16 protein-coding genes are annotated in these 23,913 nt (G+C 73.3%); 8 read left to right on the top strand and 8 right to left on the bottom strand.

All coding sequences use genetic code 11. The annotated features are described in order from the left end of the window. Positions 1-34: 34 nt before the first annotated feature. On the bottom strand, positions 35-829 hold the full coding sequence (locus tag BMZ82_RS20550) for a LysR family substrate-binding domain-containing protein (protein ID WP_093777837.1): 795 nt from the start codon (positions 827-829) through the stop codon (positions 35-37). A gap of 58 nt (positions 830-887) precedes the next feature. Between BMZ82_RS20550 and BMZ82_RS20545 the strand changes: the two genes are divergently transcribed. From BMZ82_RS20545 to BMZ82_RS20505, 8 genes are all read left to right on the top strand, one after another. After that, entirely contained in the window at positions 888-1,274 is a 387-nt protein-coding gene (locus BMZ82_RS20545) for a DUF5997 family protein (protein ID WP_093777835.1), read from the top strand. Positions 1,275-1,378: 104 nt separating this feature from the next. After that, positions 1,379-1,768 carry a cold-shock protein gene (locus BMZ82_RS20540; protein ID WP_093777833.1) on the top strand — a complete coding sequence of 130 codons (390 nt, stop codon included), beginning with the start codon at positions 1,379-1,381 and terminating at the stop codon, positions 1,766-1,768. A gap of 98 nt (positions 1,769-1,866) precedes the next feature. Next, on the top strand, positions 1,867-2,721 hold the full coding sequence (locus BMZ82_RS20535) for a DUF4132 domain-containing protein (RefSeq protein WP_093777831.1): 855 nt from the start codon (positions 1,867-1,869) through the stop codon (positions 2,719-2,721). After that, entirely contained in the window at positions 2,718-7,856 is a 5,139-nt protein-coding gene (locus BMZ82_RS20530) for a hypothetical protein (protein WP_093777829.1), read from the top strand. The genes BMZ82_RS20535 and BMZ82_RS20530 overlap by 4 nt, the downstream gene beginning before the upstream one ends. Before the next feature lie 35 nt (positions 7,857-7,891). After that, on the top strand, positions 7,892-9,079 hold the full coding sequence (locus tag BMZ82_RS20525; protein ID WP_093777827.1) for an ATP-binding protein: 1,188 nt from the start codon (positions 7,892-7,894) through the stop codon (positions 9,077-9,079). Between the two features lie 194 nt (positions 9,080-9,273). Continuing rightward, the gene (locus tag BMZ82_RS20515; protein WP_093778021.1) at positions 9,274-12,837 is read left to right on the top strand and encodes a vWA domain-containing protein; all 3,564 of its coding nucleotides are present in this window, start codon (positions 9,274-9,276) and stop codon (positions 12,835-12,837) included. Then, positions 12,834-14,642, top strand: a complete 1,809-nt coding sequence (locus tag BMZ82_RS20510; RefSeq protein WP_093777825.1) for a hypothetical protein — start codon at positions 12,834-12,836, stop codon at positions 14,640-14,642. The genes BMZ82_RS20515 and BMZ82_RS20510 overlap by 4 nt, the downstream gene beginning before the upstream one ends. Positions 14,643-14,774: 132 nt before the next feature. Beyond that, a complete protein-coding gene (locus BMZ82_RS20505) occupies positions 14,775-15,350 on the top strand; it encodes a DinB family protein (RefSeq protein ID WP_093777823.1) in 576 nt (191 codons plus the stop codon). 212 nt (positions 15,351-15,562) lie between these two features. On the opposite strand, the gene BMZ82_RS20500 is transcribed toward BMZ82_RS20505, so the two are convergent. The 7 genes from BMZ82_RS20500 to BMZ82_RS20470 form a co-directional block, all read right to left on the bottom strand. Beyond that, complete coding sequence (locus BMZ82_RS20500) at positions 15,563-17,041, bottom strand: cytochrome P450 (protein ID WP_093777821.1); 1,479 nt, start codon at positions 17,039-17,041, stop codon at positions 15,563-15,565. A gap of 231 nt (positions 17,042-17,272) precedes the next feature. After that, a complete protein-coding gene (locus BMZ82_RS20495) occupies positions 17,273-18,559 on the bottom strand; it encodes an ROK family transcriptional regulator (protein ID WP_093777819.1) in 1,287 nt (428 codons plus the stop codon). A gap of 17 nt (positions 18,560-18,576) precedes the next feature. Further along, entirely contained in the window at positions 18,577-19,881 is a 1,305-nt protein-coding gene (locus tag BMZ82_RS20490) for a DUF1479 domain-containing protein (protein ID WP_093777817.1), read from the bottom strand. Between the two features lie 115 nt (positions 19,882-19,996). Then, positions 19,997-21,265 carry a YhgE/Pip domain-containing protein gene (locus BMZ82_RS20485; protein ID WP_093777815.1) on the bottom strand — a complete coding sequence of 423 codons (1,269 nt, stop codon included), beginning with the start codon at positions 21,263-21,265 and terminating at the stop codon, positions 19,997-19,999. A 291-nt stretch (positions 21,266-21,556) separates the two neighbouring features. Then, positions 21,557-22,984, bottom strand: coding sequence for a DEAD/DEAH box helicase (locus BMZ82_RS20480; RefSeq protein WP_093777813.1), 1,428 nt, complete (start codon positions 22,982-22,984; stop codon positions 21,557-21,559). A 248-nt stretch (positions 22,985-23,232) separates the two neighbouring features. After that, entirely contained in the window at positions 23,233-23,436 is a 204-nt protein-coding gene (locus BMZ82_RS20475) for a cold-shock protein (protein ID WP_062705208.1), read from the bottom strand. 166 nt (positions 23,437-23,602) lie between these two features. Next, positions 23,603-23,913 (bottom strand): transposase (locus BMZ82_RS20470; RefSeq protein WP_177244577.1); only part of this gene is annotated, 311 nt, incomplete at its 5' end.

The raw sequence follows: 23,913 nt of genomic DNA, 5'->3' as shown, positions 1-23,913 counted from the left end.
CGGGCCTCTGGGGGCCGGTGTGGCCTGTGGGGCGTTACGACCGGCGGCGGGGCTTGCCGCCGCCGGTGCCGCGCCGCCCCCCGGCACTCTTCGCACCGCCGCTCTTGGTACCGCCGCTCTTGGTACCGCCCCCGGACCGGCCGCCCGGCTGCGCCTTGCGGGGCTGCCGCTCCTTGGCCTGCTTCGCGTCCTTCGTCTCCTTCGCCGGGGTCTGCTGGGTGCGGCCCCGGGTGCTGTTGACGGTGCGGCCGCGGACGATGCCGATGAGGTCCTCGACCAGGTCGGTGGTCGCCTCCTCGGGCCAGGAGAGGGCGATGTCCGACTGCGGGGCGTCGACGACCGTGCGGTAGGTGAGGTCGCGGCGGTGGTGGAGGCGGGCCAGCGACTGGGGTACGACCAGGACGCCGATGTTCGCGGCGACCAGCTCGATCGCGTCCTCGGTGGTCGCCGGGCGCTCGAAGGCGGCCTCGCCGGGCGGCCGCTCCCAGCCGAGGACGTCGTCCAGGGGGTGCAGGACCACCTCGTCGGCGAGGTCGTCCACGGTGATCTCCTCGGCCGCCGTGATCACGTGGTCCTTGGGGACCACGACGACGGTCGCCTCGGTGTAGAGGGGGATCGCGCTGAACACCGTACGGTCGACGGGGAGGCGTACGAAGGCGGCGTCGGCGGTGCCGTCGCGCAAGACGTCGGGGGCTTCGGCGGGGGTCACCTGGAGAAGGGTGAGGGGCGTGTCGGGCAGGCGCTCACGCCAGATCCGCACCCACTTGGCGGGTGTCACTCCGGGGACGTACGCGAGCCGGAACGAGGGGGAATCCGCCGAGTCGGTCATCCCGCCAGGTTACCGGCTGTGGTCGGAGGTCTCGTCGGCGGCCGATACCCTGGACCGTATGAAGTCGCAAGCGAGCACCCAGACGATGAAGGCCGCCACCGCGGCGAAGAAGCTGGGTGTGTACCTCCCCGCCACGCCCGCCGAGTTCCAGGAGGGCGTCGTCTCGCGCGCCGAGCTGAGCGAGCTCCAGGCGAACCCGCCCGCCTGGCTGCGGGCGCTGCGCGAGACCGGTCCGCACCCCCGTCCGGTGGTCGCGGCCAAGCTGGGCGTCTCCATCGCGGGCCTGGCACGCGGCGGCGTGAGCGAGGCGCTGACCACCGAGCAGATCGAGGCGATCAAGGACGCCCGGCCGGAGTGGCTGGAGAAGGAGCGGGCCGTCCAGGCAGAGGTCCGCAAGGAGACGGTCCGCATCAAGAAGCGTGACGCGGAGCGCACCGAGTCCTGACGTTCTGTGCCGACGTCCGGTGCGGGTCGCCCTGAGGCCGTCGTTCTGACTACGATCTGGGCAGGTTCACCGACGTGGGTGTTTCGAGGTTGCTGGGGGTTGGGATGGTTGCTGGTCGTGTGGTGCGCTTCGACAGTCAGCGCGGTTACGGGTTCATCGCGCCCGATGACGGCGGGGAGGATGTCTTCCTGCACGTCAACGACATGCTGATGCCCGAGTCGCAGGTGCGCCGGGGCATCGTGGTGGAGTTCGAGATCGAGGACGGCGAGCGTGGTCCGAAGGCGTCCGGGGTGCGCCTCGCGCGCGGCGAGGACGGCAAGCCCCTCGCCGCCGACGACGACGTCCTGTGCGATGTGCTCAGCACGGAGGAGTTCGTCCGGGACGTCACCGAGGCGCTGCTGACGTCGGCGCCCTCGCTCACCGGCGAGCAGATCGTCCAGGTGCGCGCCGGGCTCGCGCAGTTCGCGAAGAACCACGGCTGGGTCGAGGGCTGACCTGGCCAAAGAGCCGCCCTGTCGTCTCCCGGACCCCGTTGTCAGTGGCCTGTCCTACAGTTCCCGTCACTTGATCACTGCGGGTGCGGGAGGCACACATGGGGTGGGTGTCGGCCGGCGACTATGAAGTCGCTCTGGATGACGGCAAGGTGGTGTGCCGCAATGCGGCCGGGCGGCGGTTGAAATCCGTACCGCCCAAGATCGCCGACGATCCGGCGGTGGTGGGCCTGCGCCAGCTCACCGAGTGGCTGGAGCGGCACGAACGCCAGTGCCTGGCCGACGTGGAGCGGTGGATGGTGCGCTCGCTGCCGGTGCCGCTCACCGTCGTCGCGCGGGTGTGGCCCGACCCCGCCTGGCAGGCCGCCCTGCGCGACCTCGTCGTCACCGGGGCCGACGGCGAAGTGGCCGGGTTCCTGCGGGACGCCGACCCCGAGCGCGGCCTCGGCCTGGTCGACCTCGACGGCGACACCGTCCGCATCGCCCCCGAACTCGTCCGCCTCCCGCACCCGGTCCTCCTCGAAGACCTGGCGGAGCTGCGGGAGTTCGCCGTCGAACTCGGCGTCGCGCAGCGCGCCCAGCAGCTCTTCCGCGAGGTGTGGCAGCGGCCCGCCGCGCTCGACGCCGAGGGCACCGCCGTGGCGGAGTACGCCGGCGGAGCGTTCAAGGAGCAGCGGTTCCTGCACGGCCGGGTCGCGCAGCTCGGCTACCGCGTCCGCGGCGGGCACGCCGTCGTCTCCGTCCTGGAGGGCGGCCGCACGGTCGAGGCCCGGGTGTGGGTCGGCGACTACGAGGGCTACGAGCAGGCGGAGACCGGCCCCCTGGTGTTCACCGACCCCGCGGGACGGGTGCTGAAGCTCGGGCTGGTCGGGCCGGTGGCCTGGTCGGAGGGCATGCGCATGGCGGCGGCGTTGTACGCCGGGCGCGACATCGAGGACGAGGAGCGGGCGGCATGACGACCTACGACGAGACCACCGCGGCCGCCCTCCTCGACGCGGGCGCCGTCCTGCCCCCGGGCAGCACGAGCCGCGAGGACGCCGACACGCTCACCGTCCGCACGTACACCCACCCCGCGCTGGACGACCGGCGGATCGTGCGGCTGGTGCCGGGCACCCTGGGCGAGGCGGAGGATCTCGCGCTGGACTTCCTCGGGCTGGCCCGGGACACGGAGGTCCCCGAGGTCGGTCAGGTGCGCCGGGAGACGCTCGGCTTCCCCGCCTGGGCGCTGGTCCACGACCCGGCCAACGGCCATCACGCGCTGGCGCTGGTCAAGGACGTCGAACGGCTCGCACGGCAGGCCAAGTCCCGCCCGGGCGCCGCCAAGGACGGCTTCGAGGAGCTGGGCACCCGGCTCGGCCGGGCGGTCCCGCACTTCCTGCCGACCTTCTACGAGCAGGCCGCCCGCGTCTTCCTGGAGCACGAGAACACGACGTACGCCTCGGCGTTCTTCGGCAAGGCGCGCGAGGCCGAGCGGGTGCACGCGCTGGCGGTGGACGAGGAGCGGCAGCGGGCCGTGTTCCTGGAGTTCGCCTTCGCCGGGGCGCTGACGGTCAAGGCGCTCAAGGAGCACGTCAAGGATCTCGCGGCGCGCCTGGACCCGGCCGCGGCCTGGGCGCAGTTCCGGCAGCTCACCGTGGAGCGCTGTGCGGCCGGGATGCCGCCGTACGCGTCGCTGCCGCAGGACGCGCGCGGGCTGCTCAAGGCGGCAGGTCTTGACCGGGTCGCCGAGGAGTGCGCCCTGGTCGCCGACCTGCTCGCCTCGCCCGCCGCGGTCCGTGCGCCCGCGTCCTTCTGGAACGCCTACCGGCCGACGCTGGCCGTCCTCGCGACGCAGCGTCCGGAGGTGCGCGGGCGGCTGCTGGAGATCATGCCTGCCGGTCTGGAGCGTTCCGTCGAGGACGACGAGTTCTGGCTGACGCTGCTCACCGAGTGCGGCGCGGATCTCCTCCTCACCGGGGAGGCGGCGGATGAGACGACGGGTGAGACGGGGGCCGAGGTCGATCCGGCGGACTGGCTCGGCCGGTGGGCCCTGCACCGCAAGCACGGCGGCAACGTCAGCGAACGTTCCCCGGCCACGCTCGCCCTCGTGGAGCGGATGGCGCCCCGGCTGCGCGAGCGGGGCCGCAGCGTCGACCTGTGCACGGGCCGCTGGCACGCCGGAGCCGACCTCGACCTGCTCGACCTGTGCGCGGCACACGGCGTGCCGCTGGCCCTGCCCGACCCCGACCAGGTCGTGTACCTCTCCCTGGACCGCTGGCTGCGCGAGCCCCGGCCCGGCCGCCGCGATCTGACGGCGACGGCGGCGGACCCGCGGCTGCGCCGCCTGCTGTACGCCGACATCGGCACGATCAGCGGTTTCCGTCCCGCGGCCGAGGTGCTGGCGGGGCTGGCCGACCACCCCGTCCTCGGTGACGTGCTGCGGGAGTGGCTGGACGACGCGGCCGGAGAACTGACCGCGGCGGTCGGCCTGCCCGCCGCGCGGACCGCGCTGGAGCGACTGCGTCCGTTCCGCACGGTGGCCGCCAAGGTGAGCCCGGCGGCCGTCGCGAAGGTCGCCGCGCACGCGACCGCGCCCCTGCTCGGACACACGCTGCGCGCCGGAATCCTGGACGAACTGGGCTGGCCCGCGCTCGACGAGGCGCTGCGCCGGCTCGACGCCGAGACGAAACGCGACCGCGACCGTAATCAGCATGGGGACAGGGACGACACGCTGGCCGTCAGCGAGGCCTGGCCGGCGCTGATCCTGGCCCGCGCGCACAAGGTGTTCGTCGTCGGACCCGACGAGATCCTGCTCGAGCACGACCTGCGGCTGCCCGTCGCACTGGACCGCTGGCAGCGCCCGCACTACCGCTACACCGACGGCGAACTGCTCGTCATGTGGCGGCAGGACGGCAAGCAGTTCGGCTACTGGTCCGCCCGCCCAACCGACGTGTTCCCCCTCGGCGGCGAGCAGCTCCCCCACTGGTACGGCGGCCACGACGCGGGCGAGCCGTCGATCCCGCTGCCCGGCGGCGGTCGCGCCACCGGTGGCCGCGCCCTGCACGCCGGTGACACCGCCGTGCCGCCGAGCCGCCGCGTCATCGGCGACGGCACCTCCTACTGGCGTCAGGGCAGGCAGGGCACGCAGCAGGTGTGGCTGGAGTACGACCCGGTCACCGGCACGCACGGGCGGGCCTCGCTGCCCGCGTTCCTGCGCTCCGGCATCCGTGAGGACACCACCCTGCTCCAGCAGCAGTGCGAGGTGCTGCCGCTCCAACCGGGCCTGGAACAGAGCCCGTTCGGCACCGACGGCACGGTCCTGGGCCGCTGGGTGCGCACCGAGCGCGAGGGCGACCAGACCCGTACGGTCGCCGGTACGCCGGACGGCCGGACCGCCGCCCTGCCCTGGACGGACGGCCGGTCGCCGGGTGTCCTGATCGGCGCGCTGCGGCTGCCCGGCGGGGCCGAGCCCGTCGCCGTCGGCCTGCACCGGCAGATCGCCCTGTACGCGGGCGGCGACCCGTCGGCCGCCGGGGAGTTGGGCCGGGTGACGCCGATGGAGCGCGGCGGCGAGTTCGCCGCCGGCACCCGGTTCGTCCCGCCGGTGGACTTCTGGCACGCGCTTCGCCCACGCGACGAGCGTGCGTCGGCCGTGCTGCGCGCGCTGACCGACGAGCAGGCGGCCGAGGTCCTGCGGGCCGGCGCGCGGGCGCTGGCGGAGCGGCAGGCGAAGCTGGCGCAGGTGGCGGCGGCCGGTGTCGCCGAGGAGGCCACCCGCCCGAAGCGGTCCATGGGCGCGAAGCGTTCCACCGCCCCTGCGGCGACCGCAGCCACGGGCACCGGTGGAGTCACCGCCCCGGACCAGCCCGCGGTGCCGACCGCGGACGAGGTGCTCCAGGACGTCGTCTCCCGCTGCCTGCCCGCGCTCGGCGACGCGCGGCTGCGCTCCGGTGTCGCCGCCCTGGCGCACGCGGTGCTGCGGCTCGCGGAGTCCCTCGCCTCGTTCGTGGCACCGCCGGTCGAGCGGCCGAAGGCGGCGGGCCGCCGGATCGACGGCATGTTCGCCGACGTCAGCCCCGAGTACGGCGACGACGAGACGCTGCGCGAGGCCACCACCGGCCTCGTCGAGCTGCACGGCTGGTGGGGCAGCGAGCGGCGCTGGAACGCGCTGCGGCAGATCCGTGGCGTGAACCACGTGCTGTCCGGGAAGCCGGCCGACGGCAAGGCCCTGGCCGACGCCTCCCGGTCCACCGGCGTGGCCGACGGGTGGCGCAGCGACGAGTTCACCGTGCCCGGCATCGGCCTGGTGTGGCCGGCCGTGCTGGACGTGCTGCGCCCGCTCGCGTACCGCGCGGTCACCCCGGCGGTGACCGAGGCGCACCGCGAGGCGCTGCTCCTGCTGTGCGAGGCGATCGCGGACGGGCCGCTCGTCGTGCCCGGGGCCGCGTTGCGCGAGGTCGTGCTGAGCGAGCCGCACGAGAAGCAGGAGCGGGTCGGTCAGGTGCTGCGCCGCGACGGCCGCACCGTCGTCGTCCTCGGCTGCCAGAACGTCGACCGGCAGGCCGGGCGGGTGCACTGGCTCGCCCTGGACCACGACCCGACGGGCATGTTCGGCGCGGTCGCCCATTTCACCCTGGAGCGGGAGACCGCGCACCCGGCGGTGTTCCCCGCCGACGCGCTGACCGCCGTCACCACCCTCGTCCGGGACAAGGGCCCCGCGCCCTGGCTGCCGGAGGCGCCCACCGCCCTCGCCGCGGTGTCGCGCGACGGGCTGGGGCCGGTGCAGGCGGCGCTGCTGCTCGCCGCCAAACCGAAGCAGCTCACCGCCGAGGTGATCGCCACGACCGGTCTGAAGCCTCGTCAGAAGCAGCTCGGCGACGCCCTGTTGGGCACGGTCGACAGCGGCGACCGGGCGGCGCTCGTCGGCGCGCTGCTGCCGCATCAGCCCGGCGACCTGTGGACGGAGGGGCCGGACACAGAGGCGGCGGGCCGGGTGTGGGCCGAGCGGCTCGGCACGGTCGTCCGGCTGCCGGAGGAGCTCGCCGGGGAGCTGACCCTCGACGGCCTGTCGACCGGCTCCGTCGAGGAGATCCTCAACCCCGGGCGCACCCCGTGGATCAGCCGCACCACCGTCCAGCGGCCGGACAAGGACGGCAACCTGGCCGCGGCGGACCCGGCGGCGCTGCCCGCCCGCCGCCACCTGACGGGTGCCGTGGCCGCTCTCGCCGGGCTGGCCTACTCCCTGCCGTACGGGCATCCGCTGCGGACTGTCCTGCCGGGGAGCCTCGCCGCGCTGCGCGACCGCGTCGCCGATCCGGGACTGCTGCTGGACCTGGACGTCGAGTGGACGGACAAGGGCACCTCGACCGCCGTCGGGCTGCGCAAGGCGTACGGGCTGCCCGCCGCCGGGGGCGCCGACGCGCACGGTCTGACGTATGTGGGCGAGGCGCTGGTGCTGCGCCCGTGGTACCGCGACCAGGAGGCGGTGCTCGTGCGGCCGGCAGCGCTCGGCTCCCCCGACGACCCGGTGTTCGGGCTGGTCGAGGGGCTTGTCGGGGCCGGACGCAGTCAGGGCATGTGGGCGCTGCGGACGATCCTCGACGAGGAACTGGCCCGCGCGCTGGCCGCCGGGACCGACCCCGAGGGGCCTGCCGGGTACGCCCAGGACCCGGCGTTCAGCGTGCCCGAGCTGGTCGCCGAGGTCGCGGCGAAGCACGGGCTCGGCGCGGACGCGGCGGCGCTCTACCTCCAGTTGCTGGCCCTCCCGGATCCCATGGACCGCAACTGCGCCCGCTGGACCGGCTGGAAGCCCGCCCGCACGAAGAAGGCCCGCGCCGAACTCGCGGCGAGCGGTCTGGTCGTGGAGGCCAAGCGACCGCGCGCGGGGCGCACGCTCTTCCTGCCGTGCGGCTGGCTGGACCTCAAGTCCCCCGCGCTGCCGGTGGAGATCTGGAAGGAGGGCCTCTACCCGGTGCGCGCCTACGGGCGCACGGTGCCGGTGGTCCCGGTGCCCGAACTGTTCACGCGCGCGTGGGACCGCGTCCGCGCCGGTGACGCCCCGGCCTACGAGGAGCTCACCACCCGCGCCACCCGCAAGGGCCGCCGCCGATGACCACCGTCCCGCCTCACCTGGAAGAACGCGCGCCGATGACCACGACCGTCCGGTCCACCACGCCCACCTCCCCCACCCCCGTCCGGCAGATCGTCCCGCCCGAGGAGCGGTACGCCACCGAGCTGGCCTTCCTCGCCGCGTACGACGCCGGGCCGCGCCCGCCCGCCTGGCGGCTCACCCCGCGTGCCGTCGTCACGTTCGTCATGGGCAGCGACGGCCGTGCCCTGAAACTGCCCGAGGGCGTCGACGTGCCCGAGGGGGTGCCGGGGCGGCTGGTGGTGGAGGGCAAGTTCGTCGGGGACCGGGCGCTGGTGGAGCGGTGTGTGGTCACGCTGGCCGGGGAGCGCGGGCTGCTGCTCGTCGGCGAGCCCGGTACCGCCAAGTCGATGCTGTCCGAGCTGCTGTCCACCGCCGTGTGCGGCACCAGCGGTCTGGTCGTGCAGGGCACGGCGGGTACGACGGAGGACCAGCTCAAGTACGGCTGGAACTACGCCCTGTTGCTGGCGCAGGGGCCGAGCCGGCAGGCGCTGGTGGCGTCGCCAGTGCTGACCGCCATGTCCCGGGGCGGCATCGCCCGGGTCGAGGAGGTCACGCGGTGTCTGCCCGAGGTGCAGGACGCGTTGGTCTCACTGCTGTCGGAGCGACGCATCGCCGTACCCGAACTGGCGGGCACGGACGACGCGTTGGCGCATGCCGCGCCCGGCTTCAACCTGATCGCCACGGCCAACCTGCGCGACAAGGGCGTCTCGGAGATGTCCGCGGCCCTCAAGCGCCGCTTCAACTTCGAGACGGTCGGCCCGATTCCGGACCTCGACGCGGAGACCGCGCTCGTGCGCAGTCAGGCGCGGGCCTCGGTGGAGCGGGCCGGTGCGCCTTTCCAGGTCGACGACGCCGTGTTGGAGGCCCTGGTCACCGCGTTCCGCGATCTGCGGGAGGGCCGGTCGGCGGAGGGCTGGGAGGTGGAGCGGCCGTCCACGGTGATGTCCACCGCGGAGGCCGTGTCCGTCGCGGGCGCGCTGGCACTCGCGGCGGCGTACTTCCCCGGCGACCGTGACGTGCTGGGACTGCTGCCGGGCCACCTGCTCGGCGTGGTCCGCAAGGACGACCCGGCCGACGCGGCCCGCCTGCGCGGCTACTGGGACGGCCCCGTACGCCGCCGCGCCGAGCAGGGTTCGGCAACCTGGCGCACCCTGTGGGACCTGCGCACGGTACTGGAGGGCTGACGGCCGTGTCCCTGCCCCTCCACCCCACCGCGGCGTCCACGTCGGCCGCACCGTCAGCACGGTCCGCGTCGGCCGCGTCGGGCTCCCCGGACTTCCCGATCACTCCTGGCTTCCCGGACTCTCCAGGATCCCCGGACTTCCCAGGCTCTCCGGGATCTCCGGAGAGCCCGATCACTCCGGGCTCCGCGGACTCTCTGGGCTCCCCCGACGTCCCGGACTTCCCGAACTTCCCGAACTCCCCGGGCTCCCCGGCATCCCCGGACGAGGCCCTCGCCGCCCTCACCGACCCGGCCGGGCCGTACCTCATCGGTGTGCGGCATCACGCGCCGTCGCTGGCCGCTGCTGTGCCCGCGCTGCTGGACGAGGCGCGGCCGGACGTGGTGCTCGTCGAGTTGCCGGCCGAGATGCAGGAGTGGCTGCCCTGGCTCGGGCACGAGGAGACCCGGGCCCCGGTCGCGCTCGCCGCCGCGCCCGGTGACGGGCGGGGCCCGGCGTTCTATCCGTTCGCCGACTTCTCGCCCGAGCTGGCCGCCGTACGCTGGGCGGCTCGGCACGGCGTCCCGGTGGTCGCCTGCGACCTGCCCCTCGCGGACCCGGCCTGGTCCGAGGCCCGCGACGGCACGCAGCACGGCGCTCCGCACCGGCTCACCGACGCGCTCCGCGCCCGCCTCACGGGCCGCCCCGGCGACGACCTGTGGGACCGTCTGGTCGAGGCCACCGCCCCGGGCTCGCCGCCCGAGGCCCTGCGCCGGGCGGCCCTGTTGACGGGGTGGGCGCTGCGCGCGGACGCGGCGGCCTCCGGCGGCGTACCCGAACTGGACCTCCGCCGCGAGCAGTGGATGCGTTCCCGCATCGCCGAGTGCACCGCCGACGGCGAACGCGCCGCGGTGCTGACCGGCGCCTTCCACGCACCGGCCCTGACCGCGGCAACGTCCTTCACCGGAGAAGAGTCCTTCACCGGACATGACGTCGGCGCGGTGGGGCGGGGGGCGTGGAGCACCTCGTTGATTCCCTATACCTATGCCCTGCTGGACGAGCGGTCCGGGTATCCGGCCGGGATCCGGGATCCCGAGTGGCAGGACATGGTGGTGCGGGCGGCGGGGGATCCCGCGGCGCTGGCGGAGGCGCTGACGCGGGCGGCCGTGCGGGTGTGTGCGGAGTTGCGGGGGCTCGGGCATCCGTCCGGGCCGGCCGACGCGCGGGAGATCAGCCGACTCGCCTCGGACCTCGCCAGGCTGCGCGGGCTGCCCGCGGCGGGCCGGGGCGAGTTGGTCGAGGCGGTGCAGACGGTCCTCGCGCAGGGGGAGCCGTACGGGCGGGGGCGGGCCGTGGCGCGGGCGATGGAGCGGGTGCTCGTCGGCACGCGTACCGGCCGGCCCGCGCCGGGCGCGCCGCGCAGCGGTCTCGCCCCGGCGGTCGAGGCCGAGGCCGCCGCGCTGGGCCTGCCGGGGCCGGAGAACGCCTCCGGCCCGGCCCGGGACCTACGGCTCGACCCGTTGCGGTCCGACCTCGACCGGCGTCGCGAACTGCTGTTGCGGCGGCTGACGGTGTGCGGGGTGCCGTACGCGGAGGCGAAGGAGGTCGTCGGCGCGGGCGGCGGCGAGGCCCTCACCTCCCGTTGGGAGGTGCGCTGGACGCCGGCGACGGCGGCCATGCTGACCGCGGCCGGCGTGCGCGGAGTCACCGCGGCCCAGGCCGCCGAGGGCCTGCTGCGCGAACGGCGGCGCGCGGAGCGCGACGAGGGCGGCTCGACGGCCGCGCAGGTGCTGCGGGGGCTCGCGGAAGCCGCGGAGTGCGGGCTGCCGCAGCTCGCGGACGAGCGGCTCGACGACGTCGCCGAGGTGCTCCCGCAGGCCGGCACGCTGCCCGAACTCCTCGCCGCGCTGGCCCTGTCGGACCGTCTGCGGGCCGGTCATGTGCCGGGGCTCGACGCCGACGAGGACCGTACGGCGCGGGCGGCCTCCGTCGCCGAGCTGCTCACCGCGGCGGCGGTGCGGCAGGTGGACGGCCTGACCGGGTCCGAGGACCCCGCCGACGCTCACTCGCTCCTCGAACTCGCCCACCGCGCCGACCTGTTGGGCGGCATCCGGCTCACCGACGCCCTCGCCCGGCTGGCCGCCGACGGCTCCCCGCTGATGCGCGGCGCCGCCGGAGCCGTCCGGGTGCTGCTCGGGCAGGAGGACGCGCGCGCCTTCGGCGACCGCGTCGCCTCCTGGGTCGACGGGGCCGTCGACCCCGACGCCCGGTCGGCGCTGACCGCCCGGCTGAGCGGTCTGCTGACCGCCGCGGGCCCGCTGCTGGAAGCCGCGGCACCCGCGCTCGAACCCCTGCTCAACCGTGTCTCGGAACTGCCCGACCGGGCGTTCCTCGATCGGCTCCCCGCGCTGCGGGGCGGCTTCGAGACGCTGAGCCCCGCCGCCCGCGACCGTCTCCTCGCGGCCGTCGAGGAACGCCTCGACACCGGGCCCGTCACCGACACCGACGGCATCGACCCGGCCGCACTCGCCACCTGGACACAGGCTGACCTCGCGGCCCGCGCCACCCTCCGGTCACTGGGCCTGCTACCCGCACCCGGTGCCGACACACAGTCACCCGTCCCCATATCCGTTCCCGTGTCTGACGCCGTCGTGGGCTGCGCGACCGAGGATCACCTGCTCGTCCCCGCCGACCGCTGGCGGCTTCTGCTGGGCCGCCGCAGCGACCAACTCCCCTCGTCCGCACGCTCGTTGGCGACGGCACTGGACGAGCTGTACGGCAGCGGGCGCGGCGAGGGCAGCCGGGGGGATCTGACGGGCCCGGGGGCCGGCGGCGGCCGGGAAGCGCCGTATCCCGGGGTGCGGGAGTGGTCGCAGGAGCTGGCGGCGCTGTTCGGGCCGGGCATCCGGGAGGAGGTGCTGGCGGCGGCCGCCGCGTCGGGCCGCAAGGACGTGCTCACGGAGCTGGACGCCGACAGTGTGCGCCCCTCGGTCGATCTGCTGCGCACGGTGCTGCAACACGCGGGCGGACTGCCCGAGGCCCGGCTCGCCGCGCTGCGCCCGCTCGTCCGGCGACTGGTCGAGGCGCTGACCCGGCAGCTCGCCACGCGGCTGCGCCCCGCCCTGCACGGCACGACTCTGCCGCGCCCCAGCCGGCGTCCGGGCGGCGGTCTCGACCTGTCCCGCACGCTGCGCGCCAACCTGGCGACCGCGCGGCGCGGCCCCGACGGCACGGTCCGGGTCGTCCCCGAGCGTCCGGTGTTCCGTACGCGGGCGCGGCGCGCCGCGGACTGGCGGCTGATCCTCGTCACGGACGTGTCGGGGTCCATGGAGGCGTCCACGGTGTGGGCCGCGCTGACGGCCTCGGTGCTGGCCGGGGTGCCGACGCTGTCCACGCACTTCCTGGCGTTCTCCACGGAGGTCATCGACCTCACCGAACAGGTGGAGGACCCGTTGTCGCTGCTCCTGGAGGTGCGCATCGGAGGCGGTACGCACATCGCGGCGGGGCTGCGGCACGCGCGCGAGCTGGTCACCGTGCCGTCGCGGACGCTCGTCGTGGTCGTCAGCGACTTCGAGGAGGGCTATCCGCTCGGCGGACTGCTCGGCGAGGTGCGCGCGCTGGTCGGGGCGGGCTGTCACGTCCTGGGCTGCGCGAGCCTCGACGACACCGGTAGGCCGCGCTACTCCACGGGCGTCGCGGGCCGACTCGTCGCCGCGGGCATGCCCGTCGCCGCCCTCAGCCCGCTCGAACTCGCCCGCTGGGTAGGGGAGAAGATCGCATGAGCCCTGAACTGTTGCCTCCGGTCGCTCCGTCCGTCACCGCCGAGCTCGTCGAGGCGCTCTCGCCCCGGCTACGCAAGCGGCTGGACGCGGGCATCGCCAAGCTGGCGGCGCGTCCGGTCGTCCGCGAGGGCGACACCGTACGGATCGCCGTCGACGACGACACCGACCTCGAACTCCACGCGCCCGGCGGTACGGTGACCAGCGCGGACGCAATCCGCTGCGGTTGTCTGCTCGCCCCCGACTGTCTGCACCGCCCGGCGGCGGCCTCGGCCGCACCGGTCGCCGACGACGAACCGACCGACAACACACCCACGCCCCCTGCGCCCTCCCCGGAAGCCGAGGCGGAGCAGAACCCGAGGACGGAGGCGGAGGCTGGGACTGAGGCGGAACCGGAGACCGCCGCCCCGGCCCAACTCGCCGCCGCGCAGGCCGTGTTCGACGCGGCGGCCGCCGTCCTCGAAGCCGGTACGGACGGCTCCGGTGCCGTGCTCCAGGCGGAGCTGCTGCGCGCCGCGCACACCGCGCGACTCGCGGGACTCCCCCGGGCCGCCGCCTCGGCGATCTCCGTGGTCACGGGGATACGCGCGGCTCGCTCCGCCGACCCCGCCTACCGGCAGCCCGAGCTGGCGGAGGCCCTGCGCACCGTCCTCGGCGTGGCGCACCGGCTGCCGTTCGCGAGCGGCCCCGACCTCGCCGAACTGCGCGGCACCGTACGGCAGCCGTACACCCCGGACGGCTCGTTGCGCCTGTACGGCCTCTTCTCCGAGCCCGTCCTGACGGCGACCGGGTACGCGGGCGCGGTCACCTGGACCGCCGACGCCGAGGGCCGCCTCTACACGGTCTCCGACGTGGCACCGGGCGGCCCCGGCCGGGCGACCGGCGCCGCCGACCGCGCCGTACGCATCGGCGACACCGCCCTGAGCCACCGCGAGTTGTCGCGTGCGGGGCTCGCGGTCTCCGGCGCGACCGTCTCGCCGACGGGCCGGCTCGGCGCGGGGGCGGGGGTCCGGGCGGTACGAGCCTCCGGCGCCGCCTGGAACGCCGCGCCGCTGGACCGGCTGTGGGCGGTGCCCGTCGCCGAGCAGGTCGCCCGCGCCCTGGACGGCGGCGGCCACGGTCTGCTCTTCCTCGACGTCACCCTCGCGGGCACGGTCCGTGAGGCGACGGGCGACTGTCTGCTGGCCGACTGCGACGGCCTCGCCCTCCGGCTGGCGATGGCCCACGAGGACCCGGCGCTCCCGTACCGCGACAACCTCCGGCTGCTGGCCGGCGCCCGGGGCAGCCGACTGCGGATCATCGCCCGGCTCGCCCCGGGGCCACTCCCCCGCGCGCTGCTGCTCGCCGTCGAACACCCCGCCCGACACCCCGACGCCCGGCCCGACGCCCGGGTGGACCTCGGCCTGGACCGCCTCCAACACGCCGACCTGCCCACGCGGACGACGGTCCCCGCACCCACCCCCGCTCGCACCCCCGTGCCGGACGAGGCCCCGCTGCACCTCCTGCGCCGCCGCGTGCACCAGGCCGTGTCCGGGGGCCGCCGGGTGCTCGCCTTCCCGGGCAGCGGGCCGGGTGACAGCGGACGGCTGCGGCGCGTCGGTCTCACCACCGCGGGCGACCTCCTCGACGACCTCCGGGCCGCCGCCGCGGACCGCTCCCGCGACGCGTTCGGCCGGCTGCTCCCCGCCGACACGGACCGCTTCGCCCGCGCCTGGCTGGCCGCCGCCGTCTACACGTCCGAGGTCGAACGATCGCTGTGCGCGGCGGCCTGGGGGCCGAGCAGGGAGCCGGTTTCGCAGTCTCTCTAGACCAAGGCTTCTTCAGGGGCTTCTTTAGGTCAGGATCTGACCTCGATCGCTCCTAACGTGTCACTCGACCGCGGAAGAACAGCGGCAGAGAAGCGGCACACAAGCCTTCACGGAAGAACGGAAGAAGAGGCCATGAGCGACGCCACGACTGACTCCACCACCGGTTCCACCACGGACTCCACGCCCCTCGGCCAGACCGTCACCGGCGAGCGCGCCGACCTGCTGGAGGCGCTGGCCAAGCAGCGGCACTTCCTGCGCTTCACCACCCGCGACCTCACCGACGAACAGGTCGGGCAGCGGAGCACCGCCAGCGAGCTGTGTCTCGGCGGTCTGATCAAGCACGTCACGTCGGTCGAACAGAACTGGGTGGGCTTCATCCTGGCGGGCCGGTCGGCGATGCCCGACTTCACCAGCATGACCGAGGCGGACTTCGCCAAACGGGCCGACAATTTCCGGATGCTGCCCGGCGAAACGCTCGCGGGTGTGCTGAAGGAGTACGACGAGGTGGCGCGCCGTACCGACGAACTGGTCGTGTCCCTGCCCGACTTGGACGTGGCGCACCCGCTGCCGTCGGCTCCGTGGTTCGAGCCCGGCGCGCAGTGGTCGGCCCGCCGGGTCCTGCTGCACATCGTCGCCGAGACCGCCCAGCACGCGGGTCACGCCGACATCATCCGCGAGTCCATGGACGGTTCGAAGAGCATGGGCTGACGCCGGCCGACCCAGCAGCCCCGCTCGTCGACCACGTGACTTTCGCAAACGCGGGCGTGTGCGCCCCGGGCACCGGACGCATCCAACTGGCCCCATTCATGGGCCAGTTGCAGTCCTATATCGATGCGATCCGGTGCCTCAGGGCACCCGAAAAAGCGTCCCGAAAGTCCGCGGCCGACGCGCCAGCGGCAGACGTGTCAGCAGCCGACGAGTCAGCGGCCGACGCCGATGAGTCCCGTCAGATAGCGCCACAGCGACGAGCGCTGCCGGACGGCCGAGTCCGGCAGCACGACGTCCGCCGCGTCCGCCGACTCCACCGCACCGCCCGCCCCACCCGCCTCAACCCGAACCCCGTCCGCTGCCTCCGCCGTGTCGCCCGCCTCCGCGTCCGGGGCGTGCGCCGACGGCTGCGGCGGCATCGCGGCCAGTTCGTACCGTACGGGCAGCGAGCGCAGGCCGCGCATGAACGGCGAGGAACGCCAAGGGAGTTGATCGACGGGGAGGGCGAGTTCGAGGTTCGAGAAGCGCTCGAAGAGCCGGCCCACGCCGACCGCCGCGACCGTCGACGCGAGTTCACGCGCCGGGCACTGGCGCTGGCCCGCGCCCCAGGCCAGATGCGCCCGGGTGCTGACCGCGGTGCCCTCGGCCACCTTGTCGGCGAACAGCGGGTCCGCGTGGGCCGCCGCGGAGGAGACCCACACCGGGTCGCCCGCCCGGATCGTGTAGTTGCCGAGCGGGGTGTCCCTGGCCGCGAAGCGCGGCACGAAGTTCACCAGCGGCGGCTTGCGCATCACCACCCGGTTCATGCTCTCCCGGACCATCCCGGCGGACAGACTGGCCCGCACACCGCCCTCGCCCGAGATGACCTCGACCACCGTGTTGGATATGAGGATGCCGACGTGGTCGGACGTCATGCCCAGCAGCATGAACAGCTCACGGGCCAACTGGTCGAGCGAGAGGTCGGGGTGGGCGGCCAGCAGATACGACGGAAAGTCGTCCCCCGGCTGCTTCAGCTTTACCGCCGCGAGTTCCGCCAGCGCGGCGAGCAGCCGCTCCAGCGCGAGCTCCGCGTCCGGGCCGGCGTCCAGTACCCGCCACATGTCCATCAGCGCGTCGTCGCCCTGGGACCCGGGGAAACCGAGCAGATGGCTGGCCACCATCAGCGGCAGCGGCCGGGAGAACTGGGCGGACAGGTCCGCAAGCCCCGTACCGCCGGCCTGCCCCACCAGGCTGATCAGGTCGTCGGCGTAGGCGGCGACGGCCGTCTTCAGCCGCTTCGCCTGGGCGTGCCGCGGGTCCTGGAACGGCTTGAGCGCCGCGTCCCACGCCGTGCGCAACGGCCGGTATCCCGGCCCGCCCTGGATCAGTACGTGGTTGACCTCCAGGGACGGCCCGAGCGGCCAGTCGGCCGGCACCCTGCCCTCCGAGCGGGCCCGCCAGTTCTCCAGCCCCTTCGGCCACCCGGCGTCGTCCTGGAGCACGTCGAGCGCCTCGCGGTAGCCGAGGACCAGCCAGGCCGGCACGCCGAGCAGGTCGACCGGCGCGACCGGGCCGTGCCGCTGCCGCAGCCTCTCGTACACGAGTGAGGGGCGCGTCTCGTAGTCCCTGGTCAGCAGCGGTTCGGGAGACAGCGTCTCCAACCATGCGCCGTCCAGCTCCACGGATCCGCCGTCGCCCGCCTGGGATTCCATCGCTCTGCCGCCCCTCCGACACTCCCCGTACCGGCTCGTCTTCATTCGGTAGCCGGAAACGGGGGGACCATATCCCACGACGCGCCCCCCGGTGTACGACGGGGGCGCGGCTCGGGCCATCCCACAGCGGCATTCCGCGCCGTCCCCCGGCGAGGCGTGACGGGAGTCGCCGCCACCGGCACCGACCCCGCGACGTTCGCAAACGCACTCCCCCGGTCGAGCCGGCCCGCCTCACTCCCCTCCGGCGTCCGCACGCAAGTCGGAGCGGGCGCGCCGCAGGGCGACGGTGAGCGCGCCGCGCAGCGGGGCCGCCTCGCCCAGCGCACCGGCCTCGACCGGCGGAGGCAGCGGCGCGAGCCGGTTCACGGTCTCGCGGACGACGTCCAGCAGGGCGGGATGACTGCCGATGGGCCCCCCGAGCAGGACGAGTTCGGGATCGACGACCGCGCAGACGGTGGCGATCGCCTCCCCGATCGTGCGGCCTTCCCGCTCGATGACGGCAAGAGCCTCGACGTCCCCCTCGGCGGCGAGGCGAAAAATCTCCCGCGCGACGACGACAGCGTCCGCGCTGTCAGCCGTGTCGGCCCCATCGACCCCATCGGCCCCATCGGCCCTGCCAGCCCCATCGGCTTTGGTGTTGTGCCGCCGCGACCCGAACCCCGCCGCCGCGACAGCCCTGGCGAACCCATGCCGTACGCCGATGCCGCTACCGATACCGACGTCGTCGCCGGTCTCGGGCGGCTGGGAGCCGACGCTGAGGTATCCGATCTCCCCGGCCACCCCCCGCGCGCCCCGAACGAGCCGGTCGCCGACGACCAGCCCCATGCCCATACCGGCCCCGATGAACACGTAGGCGACGCTCTCCGCCTCGCGCGCCGCTCCGTGCCGGCGTTCGGCGACGGCTGCGAGGTTGACGTCGTTCTCCACCAGCAGCGGGGCGTCGGTCAGACCGGCCAGTGCCTCCTGCGGCTGGAAGACGCCCTCCGGGTACGGGGTGTCCGCCAGCGGGATGACGGCGGAGGTCCTGGGATCCACGGGGTTGGCGACGGACACCCCGATGGCCAGCGGCCGGCCATGCCCGACGCTCCCCTCCTCGATCGCCCCGGCCACGAGAGCACGCACCTGCCGGGCGATGTGGTCGGGGTTGCGGGGTGGGACGGGCTGGTGCGTGGTCTCCAGGAACGCCCGGCCGAACAGATCGGCGGCGCACAGCCTGATCTCGGTCGGATGCAGGTCGACGGCGACGACGAAGCCCGCGTCCGCGGCGACCTGGTAGTAGGTACCGACCCTGCCCTGCCGCCCGCGCTGCTCCCCGGCGGGCAACAGCAGCTTCATCCGCTCCAGACGACGCACCGACTCCGAGACGGTGGTCTTGGAAATGCCGGTGCGCTGCGCGATCTCCGCGCGGGTGATCGGCGCCTGCTCGAACACGGTGTCCAGCACGATCTGGTCGGTCAGCTCGCGCAGCAGCGCCATGCTGGGCAGCGCCGAGCCCCCGAACTCCCGGCGGATCTCCATGACACCTCCCCCACGCCTCAGCCCCAACTCCTATCCGACTGCCCCATCTCCATCCCCAACCCCCGGCGGCCGGTGTCGTTGAGCCGGTCGGCGGTGAAGCGGCCGGTCCAGTCGCGCTCGTAGTGCTCCTCGGGAAAGTCGCCGGGGCTGGAGCCGGTGAGGAAGGCCTCCCGCACCTGGGCGGCGTACTCCTCGTTGCGGGGACACCAGGGCGCGGCGGGGATGTACATGACGTTGCCCCACCCTTGCTGGTCCTTCACGGGCGCAACGCTGTGGATCATGTCGCAGTGCCACCAGACGGAGTCGCCGGCCCGGACGTCGGGGATGCCGGTGAGCGCCTTCATGAGCAGCGGATGCCAGCGCTCGCCGGAGGGGAAGACCTGGTTGACGGTGACGCCGCACATGTCGTCCTCCGGCACGTCCGCGAGCAGCGGCCGCAGCATGAGGTACGCCATCGCCTCGGGGATCGGCACGGTGTGCAGGACGCCCTGGTCGTGCGCCATGTCCGACAGCGCGGTCCAGCCCTGGAAGGTGCGGAACGCCGAGCACATGGTCGACCCCGGGTACTGCGGCCCCTCGGTGCGGTACGCGGCGTCCCAGGGGTCGTACTCCTCGACGGTGCCGTCGAACAGGTGCCGGAACGCCTTCTGGTACGCCCGGGTCATCCACAGGTCGAGCGTGCCGGGGTCGCAGTGCGTGCCCAGGCCACCGGATTCGGTGCCCGGCGGACGGCGGCGGATCCGGTCGGGGTACATCGCGTCGCGCTCCGGGTCGAACCACCGGACGCCGTCCTCGGACTCGTGCTTCCAGAGGGAGTTGAGCAGGGACTGCACGCGGGCCATCCGCTCGCTCTGCCGTGCCTCCATCTGGGCCGTGGACCAGTAGACGGGGTAGATCTCGGGCTTGGAGCCGACGGTGCCGAAGAAGTCGTCGCCGGGGCCGGAGTAGTTCTCGAAGAACGCGTTGCGCTCCACGTAGTCGACGATGTCCGCGTCCCAGCGCAGCGCCTGCGCGCGGTCGAAGTGGCCGCGCACCACCAGACAGCCGCGCCGCCTGAGCTTCTCCAGTTGCGCCGGGGACACCGTGCCGTTCTCGATGTCGGCGTAGTCGACGACGGGCCAGACGCTCTCGCCGCGCTCCTTCGCCTCCTCGATCTCGGCCACCCGCGCGGCGACCCGCCGCTCCACGACGCCGAAGACCTCTTCGACGCTCCGCCCCGAGGCCTCGATACGGGCCCGCAGAGCGGCCTTGACCTGGCGGATCGCCCCAGGCAGGTCCTCGGGAACCGTCTCCCAGTGCGGCAGCGGCGGCGTGACGGTCATGACTGAACCCCTTTGGTCAGGACTCCTAACTTATTCGAACGTAAACCGCCCCCACGATTTGGGCAACCCTCCTGACCAACTCCCGACGCCGACGCCGATGCCGTCGGCCCCGGAGTCACGCGGGTTGCGGCGTCAGGCGCTTGTGTCCCTTGCGGTCGTAGTACCGCGCCATGGCGAAGCCGAAGAGCAGGGCGAGGACCGTGCCGATCGCGATCATGATCCAGGAGCGGGTGAGTCCGGCGTCGCCGCGGGCGTCGAAGAAGAGGATGGCGCGCACGCCGTCGCTGAGCTGGCGCATCGGCTCGAAGTGGGACAGGAAACGGTAGAAGCCGGGGACCGCCTGGAGCGGGACGGTGGCGCCCGAGGACGGCAGGCCCAGGACGATGAACACGAACATGGAGACCAGTTGGCCGATTCCGCCGAAGGCGGCGTTGATGGCCTGCACGCCCAGGCCGACGGCGAGGGTCGCGCAGTAGGAGAAGACCCACAGCAACGGCAGGTGGGACGCGTCCATGCCCAGGAGGGTCACGCAGGAGAGCATCACCAGCGAGGCACTGAGGAGCGTGATGCCCGCGGTCATGCCCATCTTCAGCAGCAGCGTCTGGGTGCGGTTGATCGGCACGGTGGGGCGGCGGGTGTGCCAGGGGCCGATCTCGTTGTCGGCGTAGCCGAGGGCGGTGTCGACGCCGTTGCTGATCACGTTGCCGCCCATGAAGCCGGCCAGTACGAGCAGCAGGGTGTAGTAGAAGGCGGTCAGGCTGAGTCCGCTGTTGGTGCCGATGGGGTGGCCGACCTGGGTGACGACGTTCACCGGGTCGGCGAGCAGCAACCGCGTGGTGGAGTTCGCCCGGGTGCCGACGGCCGCCGTGAGCTGTGCGCCGATGGTCTGCGACGCCTGGTGCGCCGCCTTTGTCGTGATCTGGGCGGCGAGCGAGGAACCCAGGCTGCCCTTGCCGGGGTTGGTGAGCACGGTGAGCACGGGCCGCTTCGTGGCGCCGGTCGTGGAGAGAGCGGTGACGGAGTTGGTGAAGTCGGCCGGGACGACGAGTGCGCCGTAGACCTTGCCGGAGTCGAGCTGGTCCTGGGCCTGGGCGCGGGTGAGCGTACGCCACCCGGCCTTGCCGCCGGCGGTGTCGGCGGCGATCGCGGCGGTGACCTGGGCGCCCAGGTTCTGCTTCTGGCCGGCCGGCGGCTTGCCGGTGTCACTGTTGACGAGGGCGATGGGCAGGTCGTGCAGGTCCCGGTTGGGGTTGACGATCCCGCCCATGTAGAGCAGCGACAGCAGCAGGGCGAGCAGCCCTGTGAGGATCGCGGGCAGCAGCCACAGCTTGGGACGGCGCAGCAGCGCGGCGACACTGGCCTGAGGGATGGTGGACTCGGCCATGGTTCTCCGTGGGGTGCGGGCTGTGCGAATACCGAACAGCGGATGATGACGGCTGTGGCTACGGCGACGACTACGACGGTGACTACGGCAGTGGTTGTGGCTACGGCTGCGGCTGCGGCTGTACGACCGATCGTGCGGACCGCACAAGTCGCCGCACGAGTCGCCAGGATGCGGCGCGCACCGACGCAGGCTGCCGCACGCCCCGCCTTCCTCCCCCCGTTGGAGTACATCCGTCGGAGTACATCCGCAGGAGTTCAGGGGGAGGCTATGCGTCTGGAGTTCAGGGGGAGGCTATGCGCCGCGGCGGACGCGGGCGGCCTTGCGGGCCTCGGCCGTCTGACGGAGCTCGGCGGCCCGGCGGGACTCGCCGCCGCCGCGGCCGGTCTGCCCCGGGCGGGTGCCCATGCCGCGGAAGGGAGCACCGCCGCGCTTGGGGCGCTCCGTGACCGGCGTGTTTCCGTTGAGGGGGACACCGGAGGGAGCCTGGGCGCCGGTGATACGGCTCAGCTCGGCCTCGCCGGAGCGGACCCGCGTGGTCTGCGGCCGGATGCCCGCGTCGGACAGGAGACGGGCCATGTCCTTGCGCTGGTTGGGCAGCACCAGCGTGACGACCCTGCCGGACTCGCCGGCGCGGGCGGTACGGCCGCCGCGGTGCAGGTAGTCCTTGTGGTCGGCGGGCGGATCGACGTTGACGACGAGGTCGAGGGCGTCGATGTGGATGCCGCGGGCCGCGACGTTGGTGGCCACCAGGACCGTGAGGTGACCGTCCTTGAACTGGGCCAGGGTGCGGGTGCGCTGGGGCTGCGACTTGCCGCCGTGCAGCGCCGCCGCCTTCACGCCGCTGCCCAGCAGGTGCCGGGTGAACTGGTCCACGGCGTGCTTGGTGTCCAGGAACATGAGGACGCGCCCGTCGCGGGCGGCGATCTCGGTGGCGGTGGCGTACTTGTCGGCGCCGTGCACCTCGAGCACGTGATGCTCCATCGTGGTGACCGCGCCCGCCGACGGGTCGACCGAGTGGACCACCGGGTCATGCAGGTACGTACGGACCAGGTGGTCGATGTTGCGGTCCAGCGTGGCCGAGAACAGCATGCGCTGGCCGTCGGGGCGTACCTGGTCCAGCAGTTCGGTGACCTGGGGCAGGAAGCCCATGTCGGCCATCTGGTCGGCCTCGTCCAGGACGGTGATCTTCACGCGGTCCAGCCGGCAGTCCCTGCGCTCGATGAGATCCGCGAGCCGCCCCGGAGTCGCGACGACCACCTCGGCCCCGGACCGCAGCGCCCCGGCCTGCCGGCCGATCGACATACCGCCGACCACCGTGGCCAGCCGCAACTTCAGCGACTGCGCGTACGGGGCGAGCGCTTCGTCGACCTGCTGGGCCAGCTCGCGCGTGGGTACGAGGATCAGGGCCAGCGGCTTCTTCGATTCGGCGCGCTGCCCCGCCGTACGGGCGAGGAGCGCCAGGCCGAAGGCGAGCGTCTTGCCCGATCCCGTGCGCCCACGGCCGAGGACGTCGCGCCCCGCGAGGGAGTTCGGCAACGTGGCGGCCTGGATCGGGAACGGCTCGGTCAGGCCGCGGCCGGCGAGCGTCGTCAGCAGCTCGGCGGGCATGTCCAGCTCACCGAAGGTCGCGGCGGCGGGGAGGGCGGGCGTGACGGTGAGCGGCTGCGCGAACTCGCCCTGTGACCGGACGCGGTCGTTCGTACGGGGTGAACGGCTCATGGAGAACCTTCCTCGACGGGGCGCGCACCGAGGAATTCCCGACAGAAGTGAGCCGGATGAATTGCGAGAACGAGCCGAAAGCGAGACTGAAAGCATTCCGACAGATGCCGGAATGCGAATAAAGAAACAAGTGCATCGATAAATGCAGATGTAGATACACATGCACATGCGACACACATACGAATACGGAAGCAGCAAACTGGGGCCCGCAACAAGTGCGAACCCCAGTTACTGTATACGCCTCAGCGTCAGGCAGGCGTGATGTTCTCCGCCTGCGGGCCCTTCTGGCCCTGCGTGACGTCGAAGTTCACCTTCTGGCCTTCCTGAAGCTCACGGAAGCCCTGCGCGGCGATGTTCGAGTAGTGGGCGAAGACGTCGGGGCCGCCGCCGTCCTGCTCGATGAAGCCGAAGCCCTTTTCCGCGTTGAACCACTTGACGGTGCCAGTAGCCATGTCACATCTCCTTCGGGGCAGTGCCCAGGGGTCCACACCGTGTGAACCCTTGTGTTGCCACAATGAACCCCGTCCGGATAAGCACCGGAGATACAAAAATGCCCGACGACATACAGTCGCCAAGGCACTTGAAGTTTCGGGAACCACAACTGCAACTACGTCCAGCCTAGTGTCCTGAGTCGTTAATTCGTGTGCAGTATGCGGCGAGGGTGTCGAGGATGTCGTCGGCGGTCTTCGTCCAGACGAACGGCTTGGGGTTCTTGTTCCACTCGTTGATCCAGCCGCGGATGTCGCGTTCGAGTTCGACCACGCTGCGGTGGGCCGAGCGGCGGAGTTTGCGGCAGGTCAGTTCGGCGAACCAGCGCTCGACGAGGTTGAGCCAGGACGCCGAGGTGGGGGTGAAGTGCAGGTGGAAGCGGGGGTGGCGAAGCAGCCACTTCTTGACCGGCTCGGTCTTGTGGGTGGCGTAGTTGTCCA

The sequence above is a fragment of the Streptomyces sp. yr375 genome, from assembly GCF_900110755.1.
Classification (GTDB): domain Bacteria; phylum Actinomycetota; class Actinomycetes; order Streptomycetales; family Streptomycetaceae; genus Streptomyces.
Note: the sequence above shows the minus strand (reverse complement) of the source record. Positions and strands in the feature narration are given on the sequence as shown.